The sequence below is a fragment of the Flammeovirgaceae bacterium SG7u.111 genome (assembly GCA_034044135.1).
In the GTDB taxonomy this organism is placed as follows: domain Bacteria; phylum Bacteroidota; class Bacteroidia; order Cytophagales; family Flammeovirgaceae.
Genome location: CP139021.1, coordinates 1,911,539 through 1,927,163 on the forward strand (window position 1 = coordinate 1,911,539; position 15,625 = coordinate 1,927,163).

At 41.0% G+C, this 15,625-nt stretch carries 12 protein-coding genes; 6 read left to right on the plus strand and 6 right to left on the minus strand.

The window, feature by feature from the left end; all coding sequences use genetic code 11:
• Window positions 1-23: 23 nt before the first annotated feature.
• Window positions 24-944 (minus strand): 2-dehydropantoate 2-reductase, encoded by a 921-nt coding sequence (locus R9C00_07555; GenBank protein ID WPO37302.1) that lies wholly within the window; start codon window positions 942-944, stop codon window positions 24-26.
• 215 nt (window positions 945-1,159) lie between these two features.
• Between R9C00_07555 and R9C00_07560 the strand changes: the two genes are divergently transcribed.
• From R9C00_07560 to R9C00_07570, 3 genes are all read left to right on the plus strand, one after another.
• A complete protein-coding gene (locus tag R9C00_07560) occupies window positions 1,160-3,823 on the plus strand; it encodes a caspase family protein (protein ID WPO37303.1) in 2,664 nt (887 codons plus the stop codon).
• Between the two features lie 199 nt (window positions 3,824-4,022).
• Window positions 4,023-4,649, plus strand: a complete 627-nt coding sequence (locus tag R9C00_07565) for a riboflavin synthase (protein ID WPO37304.1) — start codon at window positions 4,023-4,025, stop codon at window positions 4,647-4,649.
• Window positions 4,650-4,916: 267 nt separating this feature from the next.
• A complete protein-coding gene (locus R9C00_07570) occupies window positions 4,917-5,612 on the plus strand; it encodes a LytTR family DNA-binding domain-containing protein (protein WPO37305.1) in 696 nt (231 codons plus the stop codon).
• On the opposite strand, the gene R9C00_07575 is transcribed toward R9C00_07570, so the two are convergent.
• A complete protein-coding gene (locus tag R9C00_07575) occupies window positions 5,599-6,183 on the minus strand; it encodes a phosphatase PAP2 family protein (protein ID WPO37306.1) in 585 nt (194 codons plus the stop codon). The two genes, R9C00_07570 and R9C00_07575, sit on opposite strands and share 14 nt — an antisense overlap.
• A 261-nt stretch (window positions 6,184-6,444) precedes the next feature.
• Between R9C00_07575 and R9C00_07580 the strand changes: the two genes are divergently transcribed.
• From R9C00_07580 to R9C00_07590, 3 genes are all read left to right on the plus strand, one after another.
• Complete coding sequence (locus R9C00_07580) at window positions 6,445-6,789, plus strand: YciI family protein (protein ID WPO37307.1); 345 nt, start codon at window positions 6,445-6,447, stop codon at window positions 6,787-6,789.
• A 132-nt stretch (window positions 6,790-6,921) separates the two neighbouring features.
• Complete coding sequence (locus R9C00_07585) at window positions 6,922-7,374, plus strand: DUF1569 domain-containing protein (protein ID WPO37308.1); 453 nt, start codon at window positions 6,922-6,924, stop codon at window positions 7,372-7,374.
• A gap of 59 nt (window positions 7,375-7,433) precedes the next feature.
• The gene (locus R9C00_07590; GenBank protein ID WPO37309.1) at window positions 7,434-8,669 is read left to right on the plus strand and encodes a sigma-70 family RNA polymerase sigma factor; all 1,236 of its coding nucleotides are present in this window, start codon (window positions 7,434-7,436) and stop codon (window positions 8,667-8,669) included.
• Window positions 8,670-8,881: 212 nt separating this feature from the next.
• Here the strand turns inward: R9C00_07590 and R9C00_07595 are convergent, their stop codons facing one another.
• The 4 genes from R9C00_07595 to R9C00_07610 all read right to left on the minus strand — a co-directional run bounded on the left by R9C00_07595 (window position 8,882) and on the right by R9C00_07610 (window position 15,314).
• Window positions 8,882-9,439 carry an RNA 2'-phosphotransferase gene (locus R9C00_07595; protein ID WPO37310.1) on the minus strand — a complete coding sequence of 186 codons (558 nt, stop codon included), beginning with the start codon at window positions 9,437-9,439 and terminating at the stop codon, window positions 8,882-8,884.
• Between the two features lie 62 nt (window positions 9,440-9,501).
• Window positions 9,502-10,137 carry a hypothetical protein gene (locus tag R9C00_07600; protein ID WPO37311.1) on the minus strand — a complete coding sequence of 212 codons (636 nt, stop codon included), beginning with the start codon at window positions 10,135-10,137 and terminating at the stop codon, window positions 9,502-9,504.
• Between the two features lie 81 nt (window positions 10,138-10,218).
• Entirely contained in the window at window positions 10,219-11,895 is a 1,677-nt protein-coding gene (locus tag R9C00_07605; protein ID WPO37312.1) for a family 16 glycoside hydrolase, read from the minus strand.
• A gap of 512 nt (window positions 11,896-12,407) precedes the next feature.
• The gene (locus tag R9C00_07610; protein WPO37313.1) at window positions 12,408-15,314 is read right to left on the minus strand and encodes a T9SS type A sorting domain-containing protein; all 2,907 of its coding nucleotides are present in this window, start codon (window positions 15,312-15,314) and stop codon (window positions 12,408-12,410) included.
• Window positions 15,315-15,625 lie beyond the last annotated feature (311 nt).

The window sequence follows — 15,625 nt, forward strand, 5'->3', positions numbered from 1 at the left end:
GCCACAAACTATGGGTTGGTATTTCAAGCCATCTTGATTTTCGATTTTATTCTTATCATTTCGCCTAACAGCTTAGTGTTGGTTACCAATTCAGGCATCCCTATTTCATCAGCAAGCCTTGAAATTTCCAAATTTAAACTTTCAATTTCGGTTCTTCTTCTATTTCTGATATCCTCATAGGTAGAAATAAGTTGCCCGTCTGCTCGCTTGCTTATCAGTATTAATTTTTCTTCAATTTCTTTTGGATCTAGTTCGATTTTATATTGATTGGCTAATGCTACACATTCTCCAATTATGATTTTTGCTAGGTTTATAGCTTCAGGATTTCTTTGGAAAATACCATTGTCCACTTCGAGTAATGGGCAAATGGAATTAAATGCACAATTTATTATTACTTTATCCCATACATATTTTAAAATATGTGGCTCACTTTTAAAACCAAAATAGGGTGTGTTAACTTGGTTTACTATTGAATCTAAATTTGTATTCTTTTCTTGTATATTTCCTATTGGAGATGCTGTGACCGTTTTAAAGGCAAGGTTGTTTTCACTTGTAACCTGACTTGTTGAAAATAGAACGCAACGAAAGACTTTATCAAAGTATGCAAAAGGTTGTTCAATATTAAGCCCATTTTGGAGCAAAACAATTGTAAAGTCACCTTTTTTATCTTTTAGTTTTTGGGCAAGCTCAATATTTGCAAATGTTTTGGTTGCAATTAAAACAATACCATTTATTATGGGTAAATTATCTAATGTGATAGTTGTTATTGTTTGCTGAAATGTCTGATTATTTTGATTTGTTACCGTAATTAAATTTTCTATAGTAGGTTTGTTTTCTACACTACCTCTTACAAGAGTAACCTCTTTGTTTGCTTGCTGTAGAAAAACAGCTAATGCTTTTCCAATTGCTCCCGAACCAATGATATAAATTTTACTTCCTCTCATAAGTTTACTTTTTGTTAAAAGCAAACTTATCATTTGTTTTATTAAGTCAAAATAGCCAAGCTTGATTTATCCAATGTTTTTTGTTTAAAGTAGATTTCCTTCTCAGATATCCACCTTATTCTCACATTTTCTCAAACATCCATTTGTATCCTTCGTATGTAAAGTAGGATTCACCTAAGGGTGAAGCCTCTTTTTTTAACAACAACACTTTCCAAATGATACGAAGTTTTGTACTCATAGCTATTACTATTTTTTCTTTCTCACTTTCCCAAGCACAATCTGTAGAAATCACCCGCTGGATGGGGCTTCAGGGCTATCCGTATGGGGTAGAGCATGTCGCTATTTCTAGCGATGGGCGCTACTTTGCCGTACTGCCCAAGCAGCAGAGCAACACGGTTGATCTGTACGATGAGAACTACCAAAAGGTATGGTCGCACCGAGGAGTACTACGAGGGAAATCGAACGTGGCAGCTTTTAGTCCTGATGGCAAGTACTTGTTTTTCTCCAACTACGGAAAGGGCACGGATATAGGCGTGCTAAATGTACAAACCCGCAAAATAGTTAGGAAACTACGGAAGCACATGGGCTTGGTAACGAGCTTAAGCTTTAGTGCCAACGGTAAGTACATGGTGTCGGCTGGTGAAGATGGCTTTATAAGGGTGTGGGAATACACCAACGAATCTTTCTTCGAGATCCAGTCTTTCAAAAGCAATTCGGGGGCAATCCGAAATGTTGCTTTTGCCGATAACGGGCAACTCTTTGCCGCAGCTAACTCTAACCAAACCGTAACGATTTTTTCTTTAGAAGGAAAACAGTTTAAAGCTTCGAGTGCACTCAAGCTCAATGGGGTTCAGGCAAAGGAAATTGTGTTCGGTAAGAATGCCAGCCAGCTAGCCATGGTACAGTCCGACGGCTCGGTGCAGGTGTTCAACCGGTCTGGCTATGACTACCAGTTTGCTTTTAAGCTACCGACAGGCTACGGAACGACAAGCCTTGCTTTCAGCCCAAACGGTGATTATTTGCTAGTGGCAGGCAGCGATAGATCGGTGAAAATGTATGGAATTACTAAGGAAAGGGCACTTTTGAGCGAAACGCTTTGGGACCATGAAAAAGCAGTGGCGGATATTGCCATTTCGGGTAATGGAAAAATGATGCTGACTGCTGGGGCGGAAGGTGTGGCAAATATTTGGAAGGTAGAAGGGATGAAAGGTAGGGGCGAAATCCTAGGGATTTCGGGAGGAACAAGTAGCCGACCTTCGGGCTTGCCTCCAGTGCTTTCTATTGAGGAAATCAGTTTTTCGGAGTCTGTGCTCGATGCCGAAGAATCGGCTGAGCTAAAGGTTACGGTGAAAAACTCGGGACCTGGAGAGGCTCAAAATGTACGTTTGTTGCTCAGAGGAAGTCTTGGTGAGGTATTGATTCCGAAGGAAACGACTTTTCCTTCTATAGCAGCTAAAGGAGGTTTGGAAACGCTTACCGTACGCATCAGTGGCTCGGCAAATTTACCAACTTCTTCGGCATTTATAGATATAGCAGTTGAACAAGCCGATTTTGGTATTCGCTTGCAGGGCAGAAGGCTTACGTTCAATACGAGGCACAGCCCTAAGCCCAGGCTTACACTGGCTAAATTTGCTGTGTTGGAACATGTATCGGCTTCACCCAATAATCAGGTGGATTTGAATGAGATGATAGATGTGAAGTTTGTGGTGCAAAACGTGGGTGAAGGAACTGCCCGGGATGTGGAGTTGAACTTGACAAACAACCAAAAAGGCGTGCTGTACCTAGGCGTGGAAGAGCAAGGCCAGCTTACAAGGCAAAACCCTCGGATTTCTGAAATTCCTTCGGGTAAATATGTGACGGTGGTGTATCGCTATTTTGTGAACAGTGAGTTTGCTGGAACGGACTTGTTATTTGACCTCAATGGTAAAGAACGGTTGGGAAGCTTTGGTTTCAATGAACGCAAGTCGGTAGCCATAAACAAGACCCTGCGAGAGGAGGGACAAATAGTGGTGATGGATGGGAATACACCAGATTATCGCCCTGGCCAAGTGGAAGATGTGCCTGACCTGTATGTGGATGTTAGGCAAAATATTCCGCAGACCCGCAAGGTGAACAACGATGCTGTAGCGGTGGTGATAGGAAATCAGCATTACCGAAACAGAGATGTTCCTTCGGTAGATTTTGCCATAGAAGATGTCCAAACAATGAAGGAATACTTGGTGAAAACTTTTGGTTTTAAAGAGGGAAATATCTTGTATTATAAAGATGCTACGCAAGCAGATTTTAATGCGCTTTTTGGTACGCCTACGAACCCAAGAGGACGGTTGTATAATTATGTAAAAGCGGGAATATCCGATGTATTTGTCTATTACAGTGGGCACGGCGCGCCAGATCCAGAAAGCAAAGAAGCCTTCTTTGTACCTGTAGATTGCGATCCTTCGGTAGTGGCGCTCAACGGCTACGGAGTGAATACCTTTTACAATAATATTTCCCAGATCCCTTACCGCTCGCTTACAGTGGTGGTGGATGCTTGTTTTAGTGGAAGTTCAGCGAAAGGAATGCTCTTAAAGAATATTTCACCTGTGTTCATCCAGCCTAAAATGAAGGTAATTAACGATGAAAAAGCAATTGTATTCACTTCGGCAGGGGGCGAACAAGTCTCCTCTTGGTATCCCGAAAAAAGACATTCCCTTTTCACTTATTATTTTCTAAAAGGCTTGCAGGGCGAAGCAAACACCAACAAAGATAGGCAATTGACCTTGGCAGAACTAGAGAGTTATATCCAAAGCCAAGTGCCGTACATGGCGCGTAGGCTCAATAATAGGGAGCAATCTCCTGAGGTTTTTGGAGAGCAGGAAAAAGTGTTGGTCGATTATTAAGAAAGGTTTTATTCTTGGAAAAAGTAGAAAGCTCCCCATCAGGAGCTTTTTTTATTTTGTAAGGGCTAATGATTGAGAAAAATCAGCTAAAATAATTATAGAAGGCATAGATTAGATAGGTAAAGGATTTAGTTTTGCAAAAGGGCAGAATCCATCTGCTTTTTTTTGATTTTTAACTTACTAAAACAGCGCAAGACCTATGTTTACCGGAATAGTGGAATGTACGGGAGAGGTGGTGACCATCACCAAGGAAAATGAAAATGTGACTTTTGAAATAGCTTCGCCAGTGAGCCATGAGCTGAAGGTGGACCAAAGCGTAGCCCACAATGGTGTTTGCCTTACCGTTACGCACGTAGCCGATGGGAAACATAGGGTTACCGCCATTTTGGAAACCTTGCGGAAAACAAACCTTGGAGATTGGGTGGAAGGCTCGGAAGTGAACATAGAGCGTTGCATGCAAATGAACGGAAGGGTAGATGGACATTTGGTACAAGGGCATGTTGACCAAATAGCTACCTGTACCAGCGTGAAAGACGAAGACGGAAGCTGGTTCTTTACCTTCGAATACGATCCTTCTTTTGGAAATATCACAGTAGAAAAAGGATCGATTACCATCAACGGGGTGAGTCTTACGGTAGTAAATTCCCAAAAAGGGGCACTTAGTGTGGCAATAATTCCTTATACCTATGAGCATACTAACTTCAAACAGTTCAGAGTAGGGACCAAGGTGAATTTCGAATTTGACATCATCGGGAAATATTTACAAAAGATGTTTGAAAACAGTCCTTACTATCAGCACTTTAATCAACCGCCTGCTGCTGAGTAGTGTGAAAGGTATAATGTGCTATTTTATTTGAAGTTGATGCTGTATCACCAAAACTGGTGAAAAAAGCAATCCAGATTTGATTGAATACGGTTTTTATAAAAATATTATTACCTTACAAAAAGGTTCATCTTGTGATAAGTATATTCTGGTTTGTTTTTTAACCAAATATAAGTTTGCTTAAAAATCACAAAGCAATTGAATCTTTCGTTATTAAACCCAAAATCTAACACGCCGACCTCTAGGAAGGCTTAACCTAACCTACTTATTATGAGATGTATAGTTGTTGATGATGACCAAGTATCGAGGACGGTTATCAATGATTATATCGAACGGACGGATGGATTGGAGCTGGCAAAAGATTTTGACAATGCTATTTCAGCATTGCAATATTTAAAATCCGAAGCTGTAGACCTAATCTTCTTGGATGTAGAGATGCCCAAAATGTCGGGTATGGATCTGGTAAGCACTTTAAAAATACTGGATAACCTACCTCACGTCATCATTATGACGAGCAAAAAAGAGTATGCGTTTGATGCGTTTAAGTTTGAATTGACCGGCTTCTTGCTCAAAGATATCAAATATGCTGAGTTTTTAGAGGAAGTGGGGAAAGTGAAGCAAGTAAGGGAGCAAAGTGTAATAGAATCGGACAATCAAGAGGCTATTTATGTGAAAGCCGACAACAAAATCCAGCGAGTGAATTTGTCGGATATGTTGTTCATTGAAGCATTATCCGACTATGTAATTATCAATACAGCGCAGAAGAGGTTAGTGGTACATTCGACCATGAAGGGAATAGAAAAGCGGCTAGCCTCTAACGATTTTGCTAGGGTTCACCGCTCTTATATTGTAAATATTTCTAAGATTGAGTCCATCGAAGACATGAACATCAGCATGCAAGGGAAAAGCATCCCCATAGGTTCTTCTTATAAAAATGACTTCTTGGCTAAGCTTAACTTGCTGTAGTCTTTTTCTTAGGTCTAATGTATTTGTCGGCGAGTAGGTATATTTTGTATGCAAGCCATCCCCAAAATATACCTGCTATAGCGCCAACAGTTATATCTCCCGGATAATGCACCCCAACAGCTATCCTGCTATAAGCCACAATTGCCGCCCAAGCAAAGAGCAACCACAAGTATTTGAGCCTATCTTTGAAAAGTAAATAGATAAACATAGCTATAGCAAAGGAGTTGGATGAGTGGCCAGAAATAAAGCCATAGCCTCCGCAGCCATCGCGAGTGGTGTGTACCAAATGCCCTATTTCGGGGCTGGCGCAAGGCCTGAATCGTTCGAAAAAGGGTTTGCAAAAGCCTGAAGAAAACTGGTCGGCGAAGGTGATGGTCAAGGCTACGCCTATCAGCACGATGAACCCCCGCCACTTGTATTGCCAGAAAATATATGCCAAAATGAGGGCATAGAAGGGAAACCAAGTTTCCTTTTCGGTAATGAACTGCCAAAAAATATCGGAGGTATCGCTGTGAAAGCTATTGAGCCAGAGAAAAAGTTCTTTATCTAACTTATCCAGATAATCTATCATGAGTTTGAGATTAGTGTTGCATGGAAAAAATACCTCGCAAGGATAAGAAAAAACATGTTCCTTTCAAATCTGGGGGCTTAGTTTTGGGTAAATGGAAATTGCCAATAGCGGGGGAAAACCGTACCTGTTTATTCTTTTATAAATCAGAAAGGTTTATTTATATGTCCAGAGAAATCGTGTAGTGGAAAAAAAATATTAGAACATGTCCAATTCCAATTTCCTCATTCGTAGTGAGGGTAAATCAAACTAAAACTTAATACCATGAAGGAATTTATGATGCTTTTTAGAAGTGAACCAAAAATGTGGTCAGAGCTCTCTCCAGAGCAAATGCAATCCAATATGAAAAAGTGGCAAGATTGGATTGGTGGGATTGCTGCCCAAGGAAAGTTTGTAAGTACTAGTCGCTTAGGATTTAATGGAAAAACGGTAAAGCCTGATAACACTGTTACTGATGGACCTTACGCTGAATTAAAAGAGATAGTGGGAGGGAATATGGTGGTAAAAGCGGAAAATATTGATGAAGTTGTCGAAATGGCGAAAGGTTGTCCTTCCTTAGAGATTGGTGGTCATGTTGAAGTTAGGGATACCATGGAAGTTACCCTTTAATTTGAATCAACCCTTAAATAGGACTTACGTACTAACCCTGCCCTTGAAATTACGTGGTTAATCGGTATGTTGAATTTTATACCCAAATGCGTAAGTCCTGATTTTACAGTTTAGATTTTAAATTTCACTACGATGGACAGTATATTTAAAGACACGACAATTAGTTGTTTTATAGAAAGAATCAATAAAATAAGTGAAAGTTCAATTGCTGAATGGGGTAAAATGAACCCTTATCAAATGTTGAAGCATTGCACAGAAAGTGAAAAAGTAAACCTTGGGGAATTGAAGCTGAAAAGATTATTTATAGGGAGATTATTTGGTAGGGTAGCATTGCAGTCCATTATTAAAGATGGAGCTAAGGAAAAGAAAAACTCGCCCACCCATCCAGCTTTGGTCATTTCTGAAACAGGCGATGTAGAACAGCAGAAAGTGGCATTGATCAACCAACTTAAAAAGTATTCTAAAGCGAATCAAAGCGCCTTTGCTAGCCGGATACATCCTTTTTTTGGGAAAATGTCAATTAATGAGTGGGACATGCTTATTTGCAAGCACCTTGACCATCATTTACGACAGTTTGGGGTTTGATAAGTCTTATTAATTATAATTTGAGCAAGGAGTATAGAAAATATGCTAAGTAAAAATGTATGAATCATACAGAGTTGATTCCTAATTTATTCAAATCGGAGTACAGAAAAATCGTTTCTGTACTCTGTAAATTATTTGGTACAGTCCATATTGAGATTGCAGAAGATATCACGAATGATACTTTTTTATTGGCATCGGAGACGTGGGGATTGAAAGGTATTCCAGCTAACCCTAAAGCTTGGCTTTATTTGGTTGCAAAAAATAAGACGAAAGATTATCTCCGAAGAAATAAGCTTTTTACCCATAAAATCAAAGAGGAAATAAGGGATGCTTCTTCTGATTTCTATGAACCAGAAATTGACTTATCTGACAGAAATATCAAAGACAGTCAGTTGCAAATGATTTTCGCTATCTGCACTCCGTTAATTTCCAAAGAAACACAGGTGGGCTTAGCTTTACGAATCTTGTGTGGTTTCGGTATCGAAGAAATCTCCCAAGCTTTTCTCACCAACAAAGAAACGATCAATAAAAGGTTGTTTCGAGGCAAGGAAAAATTGCGGATAGCCAACCTGAAAATTGAATTTCCTGACCAAGAAAGCATAGACGAACGCTTGGAAAATGTGCTGACTACCATTTACTTGTTATTCAATGAAGGGTACTATTCTTCCACTCAACATAAAATACTGAGAAAAGAGCTTTGTATGGAAGCGATGAGGCTTACCGCTCTTTTATTGGAGAATGAACTGACCAACAAGCCTAACGTAAACGCTTTGATGTCATTGATGTGTTTCCATGCATCGAGGTTTGAAGCAAGGGTTTCAGAATGTGGTGATTACTTACTGTATGCCGAACAAGATCGGGATAAATGGAATAGTGAGTTAGTGCTAAAAGGAGAGTACTTTCTAAATGAGTCTGCTACGGGAGATCGGTTGACAAAATACCATTTGGAAGCGGCGATCGCTTTTTGGCATACCGAGGAGGAGGGGGAAACCAGCGAAAAGTGGGAAAATATACTTCAATTATACAATCATTTGCTCCAACTAGAATATTCGCCTATTGCAGCACTGAACCGAACCTATGCACTGGCAATGGCCAATGGAAAACAAGAAGCCATTGAAGAGGCATTGAAGATAAACTTGGTTGGAAACCATCTTTACCATTCTTTATTGGCTGCACTGTACGAAGGGGTTGATTCAAAAAAGCAATTGGCGCAATTACAATTAGCTATTGGCTGTGCTAAAATGGAAAATGACCAAAAGGTTATCCTTTCGAAAATTGAGAAAATAAGTGGGTAATAAGCAATCCTTTTTTAAGAAGGTCACGGTTACGTTCGCTAACGTGAGATGAAGAGCCTATGAAGTACATAAAAAAGGAACATAGAAACTATTAATAGACAGTGTCTCCGAACATGGGAAACACATATTGGCTCAGTAAACGGATAGCCAAATCCTCGTTTATGAACCTGAAAATGCTAAAATAACAAGCAGATAGGATTGATACATTATAGTCAATCTTTTTTCTTTTTCAAAAACTCAGCAGGAACAGCATCGGTAAGCCAAACCCCGTTTGCCGAGAGGAAAAACTGATGCCCTGCCTTAGTCATTTCCCCAGCCAACACTTCTAGCACCACGGGCTTTCCGTGCCTGCTACCTACTTGAACAGCGGTTTCCACATCTTTGCTCAAATGCACATGTTGCCTGTTCCTTTTCTCCAACCCTTTTCCCAAAATGCTGGCAACGTTCTTTTCGGCAGTGCCATGGAATAGGATAGTGGGCGGTTCTATTGGTTCAAATTCTAGATCCACATCTATAGAATGCCCTTGGCTTGCTCTAATCTTTGTTTTGCTTTCATCAAAAGCATAGCGCTTTTTATTGTTGGTTTCAACTATCTTCTCTAGGGTTTCTTGATCGAGTTTTCTTCCCGATGCGCTCACCTTGGTAAGTAACTCATCCACATCTGCCCAGCCGTTTTCATCTAGGCTGATGCTAATTGCCTCAGGCTTGTGGCGTAGCACAAGGCTCAAGAATTTGCCGAGCCGTTTTAGTCTTTTTTCTTCTTCTGTCATTGGTTCGTGTTTTTATTTGTTGCAAAAATAAGGTTTGGTGTATAAAAGGTTGGGAAAAAGGACTACTCTAGTTTCAAGATCAACTTTTTGATGTAGTTCTCATTTTTCTGAATGTCTTCAACTGTACCTTGGAAAGTAGAAACCTTGCTGATATTTGGGAACTTGATCGCCTTTCTGGCTAAAGAGACGGAAGCCATCAAATTGAAATAATTGAAGGCAAGGATAAAGGTTTGGATAGGGTCGGTACTGACTTTTTTCATCCCAATTTTTGCAGCTGTTTTTTCATTGATGATGTAACTCGTTCCTTTTAGGATTACCCCTTTTTCCTCTTGTTGGATGAGCTGAAGCAAGCCTTTTAGATATTCTGCCATGATGAGCTTTGTTCGTTCTTGCCCACTCAGCTCTTTGTCCAGCACAAAGTAATAATCGAACAAAGTTCCACCATGAATGGTGACACTCCCTTTCTTTTTCCTTTCGGATAAAAGGAAGAGGGAATGATAGGTCAAACTTCCTTTTTCTACCAAAGCAGGAATATCAAAAAATGGGGCTACTAGAGATAAATTGATAGCAATTGCGAGAAAAACCAAGGGTAAAAGGTGTAAGTCGATTAGGAAAAGCACTAGCCCAAAGAGGGTAATTCCCAACAAGCTAAAAAGCCCAAGCTTTACCTGAAACAGCGTTTGCTGTTTCTTTGGCATCGAATAAAATTTGTTCATTGTGTCAGTCTGGAGTCACGATGTCGCTCGCAGCGACGTCGTGACTGGTTAATGAAGTGCTTTCTACAACTCCCTAATCTCAATATCCTTAAACCGTATAAAATTAACCGAGTTTTTGTGGAGCTGGATGGCGATATGCCCTTTGCTGCCGACTTTGTGCTTTTTGTGCCCTTTGTCGTCGAGTACGCCAGTGCCGTCGTAGTCCGATACTTTTACATTGTTTACGTAAGTAGTGATCTGGTTTCCTTTACAAATGATGGTCATGTCGTTCCAGCCTGTTCCTTGGTCAGCCCAGTTGTACACCACCTTTTTGGGAGCATATTTTTCCTTGTCTATGTTCCAATCGGGTAGGCTAGGGTTTATCCAACGCTTCGCAGTTCTTGTCTCGTCATAGATGAAACCATTGCGCCAAGGGTTGTTCGGTTCTATGTCTACCTGTGGACCATCTAGCCAGCCTTTTACTCCTTTTTCCACCTCTGCTTTTTCATCGAACCTACTGCGGACTTGCACACCGCTGTTGCCTTTGTGGTCTCGGGTGGCTTGGAATTTCAACCTTAGTTCAAAGTCGGAAAACTCTTCATCAGAATACAACCACATGTAGTTGTGATCTTTTTTGCCTTTCGTATCGCACAAGATTGTTCCATTTTCTACTCTCCAATATCCCTTTCCCTTATCGGCATCGGTGCATTTTACTTCCCATCCGCTCAAATCTTTTCCGTTGAAAAGGGGTTTCCAGTCGTGCTTAGCCGAAAATACTTCTAAGGTATTGAGGTTGCCCCCTCCCTTGTTGGGGCTTCCGGCAGCTATATAGATATCATTTTTGTAGAGGATTGCTCCTGAGCCATGTCGGCCGGTGGTCATGGGGGCGAGTTGCTCCCATTTGCCTGTTTCCAAATCCATTGCTTGGGTGAGGTTATACGCTGAAGCGTAGTTTCCTTCTCCGCCCATGTACAAGATTTTGCCTTCAAACTCCATCAAGCCACCAGCAGCAGTGGGAACGGGAAGGGTTTCTTCTAGGGTTATCCATGTTCCCGCTTCAAAATCATAGACATCTACATAGGGCATGGTCGCCCCAAAAAATGCAGTGAAACGCCCTTTGAGATGGAAACTGGAATTCCTTCCACCTACCAAGTACAGCTTGTCACCTACTACTATGGCTGGAAAATGATCGCGGATATGCGGAGCTTTGGTCAATATTTCCCATTCGCCTGTTTTTGGGTCAAATGCATCAAAATTGTTGTTGGTACCGCTGGTATGTCCATAGTCTATTCCGCAGGCAACGTAGATTTTATCTTTGTACACCACCGCACCAGCACCACCTCTTCGGCGAGCTTCGGGTATCTCCACGCTTTTTTCCCATTTATCTGTTTCGGGGTAATAAATCCACACGTTTTCGAGCGGGGTTTCTTTGGGGTATTGTCCAGTCATTGCGCATACTATGTAGATTGCATCGCCATAAACTACGGGCTGGAAATGGTGGAATTCAAATGGCGTTTTCCCCTTTGTTTCCCACATTTTGGTTTCGGGGTCATATACATCTACGGGGTTTACCCCTCTTCCTCCCATTAGGTAAAACTTGCCCTTGTATTCTATAAAAGTATTTTCATGTCGGGCTTTTGGGTTGCCCGAAGTTTCAACAGCCGTCCATCGATATTGGCTGAGGTCAACTTCTTGGGCAAAGGAAATGGTAGTGATTAAAATGAGTGTTAGTGTGGTAAAGAAATGTCGGATACGTCTCATGAGTTATTTAAATTTTCATATTTGGAAATTTGAACCGAAAATTACTCTTTCACACCGAAGAAACCAGACGTAATCAGTCTTTATTTTTCACTACGAGTTCAGGTTTTGTAAAAACTGAAAGTACGTTTGGTAGGCTAGACTTCAATTTTATAGAGTTAAGAGTTTTTCTACTCTAGCCGATTGTTTTTCGGTAAAAACTTTATCTCCACCAAACAAATAAATACACAATATTTTTATTTAGAAACAAACCCAATATGGGTTTCATACTTGTAGTAATCTTCAGGTTTAAAGATTACAACGCTGTAGGTGTTGCACAAAGAGTACTTAACATTGATCTATGCAACCCCGTTAGGGGTTGTTTTTTTAGCTTAAACCATTTTGCTACAATTATTGGAATCCCTACGGGATTCTTTTCAAAAAAACAGTCGGCTAGAGAAGAACTTTTCCATAGAGCAAAAAAAAGCTCTTGGCCTAAACCAAGAGCTTTCCATATTTCAGTAATACTGACCGTTTTAGTTCAGTATGAATTTTTGAATGAGAATTTTATTTCCAGCAGCTATTTTTGCGAAGTACATTCCTCTGTTATAAGAAGTTAAATCGAGTTGGATAGTACCTGAGCTTAGCTGAGGCCTAGTAAGAACCTCTTCACCTGCTATGTTGAATATACTGAGTTGGGTAGTTTGCTTGGCATCTATCGCATTCAATTGAATATTTACGATACCTTGGCTCACATTCGGATAAACCTCCAGCGATGGCTCTCCAATAGCTTCGTTATCAGTTATCAATAATCCGTTAGCCTGCCTAGCATTGGCCACGGCACTTGCCTCGTCTATCACTTCAAGTTCAAACTCGGTTTTTTCACCTGCAAAACCGAACCAGCCTTTGCCCACATATACGGTCGACGTGAGTTTGTATGATCCTGTACGGTTAAACAAGTACGTATATTTGTTGCGGTTCCAAGATTGGGCAAGCGTATAAGGCGCTTGTGTATCAATAGAGGACACGTACATTTTTCCTGAAAGGATAGTCACCACTCTCGATGCATTTGGCGTGTTTATTTCCGCTCTTATGTCGATATTTTTAGTTGGTAGTTCCGCAAGGTTAAGTGTATCTCCCAAGATACCAATATCTTCTCCGGTATCGCCATTCACTATTACATATTGCTCCACTTTTGCAGAATTAACAACGGTAAAGTCAATGGAAAGCTCAATGCCTTTCAAATGGTTCCTACGGCCTTTTGCCTTGGTATAAGGCGTTGCAGTTAGGTTGTATTCCCCAACCCATGGAAGCCATTTGTCATTTCTGATTAAGGCATAAGGCGCTTTAGTATCGTATGAGCCTGCATAGGTCGCTCCCTTTAGTGAGAGGTTCACACTTTTTATTTCTCCAGTTCCATTCGATGTTTCTGCTATGATGTTTATTGGGTTTTCCAACATAGCCAAGTCAATTTGATCTCCGTCTTCTAGTTTGGTAAGCATTTCACCGGTTTTTGCATCTATTACAGTAAAGCTTGTTACCGTAGGTACATCTAGTGTGCTGGCAATAGCCTCTGTTGCTACAAGTAACCCAAAACCTGTATCGAAGTCAAACTTGGCATCTGTGCCAGCGGGAGGTGTCTTTGTAAGAGGATTGGTAGGTGCGATGTCTATTGCTGTGGAAGTCATTGCCTCTTCTATTTCATCTGGAGTAAGATCCATCCCGTTTGCTTCGAGCATCAATGCGGCTACCGCAGCAGCATGAGGGGCAGATGCCGATGTGCCAAAGAAGTTAGGGAAACCATCGCCTTCGTAATCAAAACCGAAGAAGGTAGTATTTGTACCTTGAACAGCTGAAATTTCAGGCTTCAATCTTAATTCGTTTATTGGGTTTCCTTGGATATCAAAGAAGGTTGGAACACCTCCTGATGAAGAGAATACTTCTCTCAGTGGAGGGTTTACGCCAAATTCTGGAGTTCTATCGTACCTAACTGCACCTACTGAAATTGCTCCGTTTGCATTGGCGTGCCCATAAGAAGTACTGCTTCTACCTACGTATTCGGTAACGAGGTTGTCAGCATAGCTCACATATTTGATCATTTCAGGGTTTGGAGTGCCGTCAGGTACTTTACCAATAGCCAAGTAAGCTGTAACAGCTCCACCAGCAGAGATACCTAAAAGTTCAAATGGATCTGCTCCTACGTTAAAGTCTAACCCTGAAAGGTTGAAAAAGACAGCGCCAGTATCTTCGGCCAATACCAAGAAGAAATCAAGATCGGAAGTAGCGCCTGGGCAACCTGCACAAACAGATGCAGCTGGCTCAGCCCATTGTAATGCAAGCGTGAGTGAACCACCAGTTGCTGGGAATTGGATTTCTTGGAATATATCTACACCTGGTCCTTCGTCAAAATCGTGCATGATATAGTCCCCTAAGGAAAAACCTGAAAATGCGTCAGCAAGTTCGTACGTTCCGCCATCTCTGAAAGGAGCTTCATAAGAAGCATCTAATTGGTTTCCTGCCGAAGAAAAGTAACTTACACCCGCATCTTTAACTATATCTGTTGCTTGCCCGATAATGCCATCTTGGAACATGGGTTCGGCAAAGTAGATAATGTCATCAACAATTACATCGCAATCGTTTTGGGCTAATTCGATGATGCCATTGGCGAAATCCGCAGTACCCAAAAATGCTGTATGGAAAGCAAGTTCTGAGCCTGGGGCAACGTCGTGCACTAGTTCAGCCATAGCACGCCCTTCGTCTGAACCTCCACTAGGTAGGTCTTCGAGTACCTGTACCTCGGTGGTGAAGCCATTAGGGTTGGCTGCGCCAGGTAGGTCACCAGAAACAATGGTTGCATCTGCTCCAAGAAGGTTGTCATAGCTATCGGAAATGATACCTATTTTCACACCAGCTCCATTTACATTGAAAAGGCTTTTTGCTTCATCGGATAGTTGCGCCTCATCTGCTTGACTTGTGGTCAAACCTACGTTTTTGTGAGGTTTGAAAGCCGCTTTCAAGAACTTCAAAGAACTAACTTGTTCCATTTCGGCAATGGACGAGAGTGGCATAAGTCCACTTACCACTCCTCCAAAAGAAGAAAGTTTTTTGCATCCTTTGGCGCTAAGCTCACCCATCAGCTCATTTGCTGATGTGGCAACTATTGCATCGAATACAACATACCCATCGTACACCTGAACCATATCGGAAAGACCTGATTGGAAAATATCGGTAGGCTTTGTCGACTTTCTGAGGCTTTTAGAAGAGGGCGCAATTGTATTGCTCAATTGAGCAGACTGGTTTTCACTTGCCAGATCTAATAATGCCTTACTAACTTTTGAGTTATTTGGAGCTTTTTGTGCATTAGCCAAGTGAAAACAACCCACTTGGAAAACCAGTACTAATAGTACAGTTAAGAGTTTTTTGTCTAGTCTCAGTGCTTTCATAAAATGAATGTTTAAATAGTTGTATATAATGTTTATTTATCTTCAAGTAAAGTGGTTTCTTCCTGCTTTTTCTATGGTAAAAAAAGCGGGAAATAGGTTTGATAAAAGTCTTTATCCTAAAATCAAATGATTGGATAAACGGGTCGCGATTGAAGTGACGAGTTGGAAGTTAAAATAAACCCTATAGTTCAGGGGTCTTTGCTGGTTGTATTTGTGATGATAATGTATTCAAATACTATTGGTAGTCAAAGGAATTTGTAGGTGAACAATCTATCAAGGTTGATAGGTCGTTAGTAGTTTTATGCTTAACT

Excerpts from the sequence above, each read along its gene's own strand:
- R9C00_07610 (WPO37313.1), bottom strand. The coding sequence starts at position 15,314 with ATGAAAGCACTGAGACTAGACAAAAAACTCTTAACTGTACTATTAGTA.
- R9C00_07580 (WPO37307.1), top strand. The coding sequence starts at position 6,445 with ATGAAGGAATTTATGATGCTTTTTAGAAGTGAACCAAAAATGTGGTCA.
- R9C00_07565 (WPO37304.1), top strand. The coding sequence starts at position 4,023 with ATGTTTACCGGAATAGTGGAATGTACGGGAGAGGTGGTGACCATCACC.
- R9C00_07575 (WPO37306.1), bottom strand. The coding sequence starts at position 6,183 with ATGATAGATTATCTGGATAAGTTAGATAAAGAACTTTTTCTCTGGCTC.
- R9C00_07600 (WPO37311.1), bottom strand. The coding sequence starts at position 10,137 with ATGCCAAAGAAACAGCAAACGCTGTTTCAGGTAAAGCTTGGGCTTTTT.
- R9C00_07585 (WPO37308.1), top strand. The coding sequence starts at position 6,922 with ATGGACAGTATATTTAAAGACACGACAATTAGTTGTTTTATAGAAAGA.
- R9C00_07560 (WPO37303.1), top strand. The coding sequence starts at position 1,160 with ATGATACGAAGTTTTGTACTCATAGCTATTACTATTTTTTCTTTCTCA.
- R9C00_07590 (WPO37309.1), top strand. The coding sequence starts at position 7,434 with ATGAATCATACAGAGTTGATTCCTAATTTATTCAAATCGGAGTACAGA.
- R9C00_07605 (WPO37312.1), bottom strand. The coding sequence starts at position 11,895 with ATGAGACGTATCCGACATTTCTTTACCACACTAACACTCATTTTAATC.
- R9C00_07570 (WPO37305.1), top strand. The coding sequence starts at position 4,917 with ATGAGATGTATAGTTGTTGATGATGACCAAGTATCGAGGACGGTTATC.
- R9C00_07595 (WPO37310.1), bottom strand. The coding sequence starts at position 9,439 with ATGACAGAAGAAGAAAAAAGACTAAAACGGCTCGGCAAATTCTTGAGC.
- R9C00_07555 (WPO37302.1), bottom strand. The coding sequence starts at position 944 with ATGAGAGGAAGTAAAATTTATATCATTGGTTCGGGAGCAATTGGAAAA.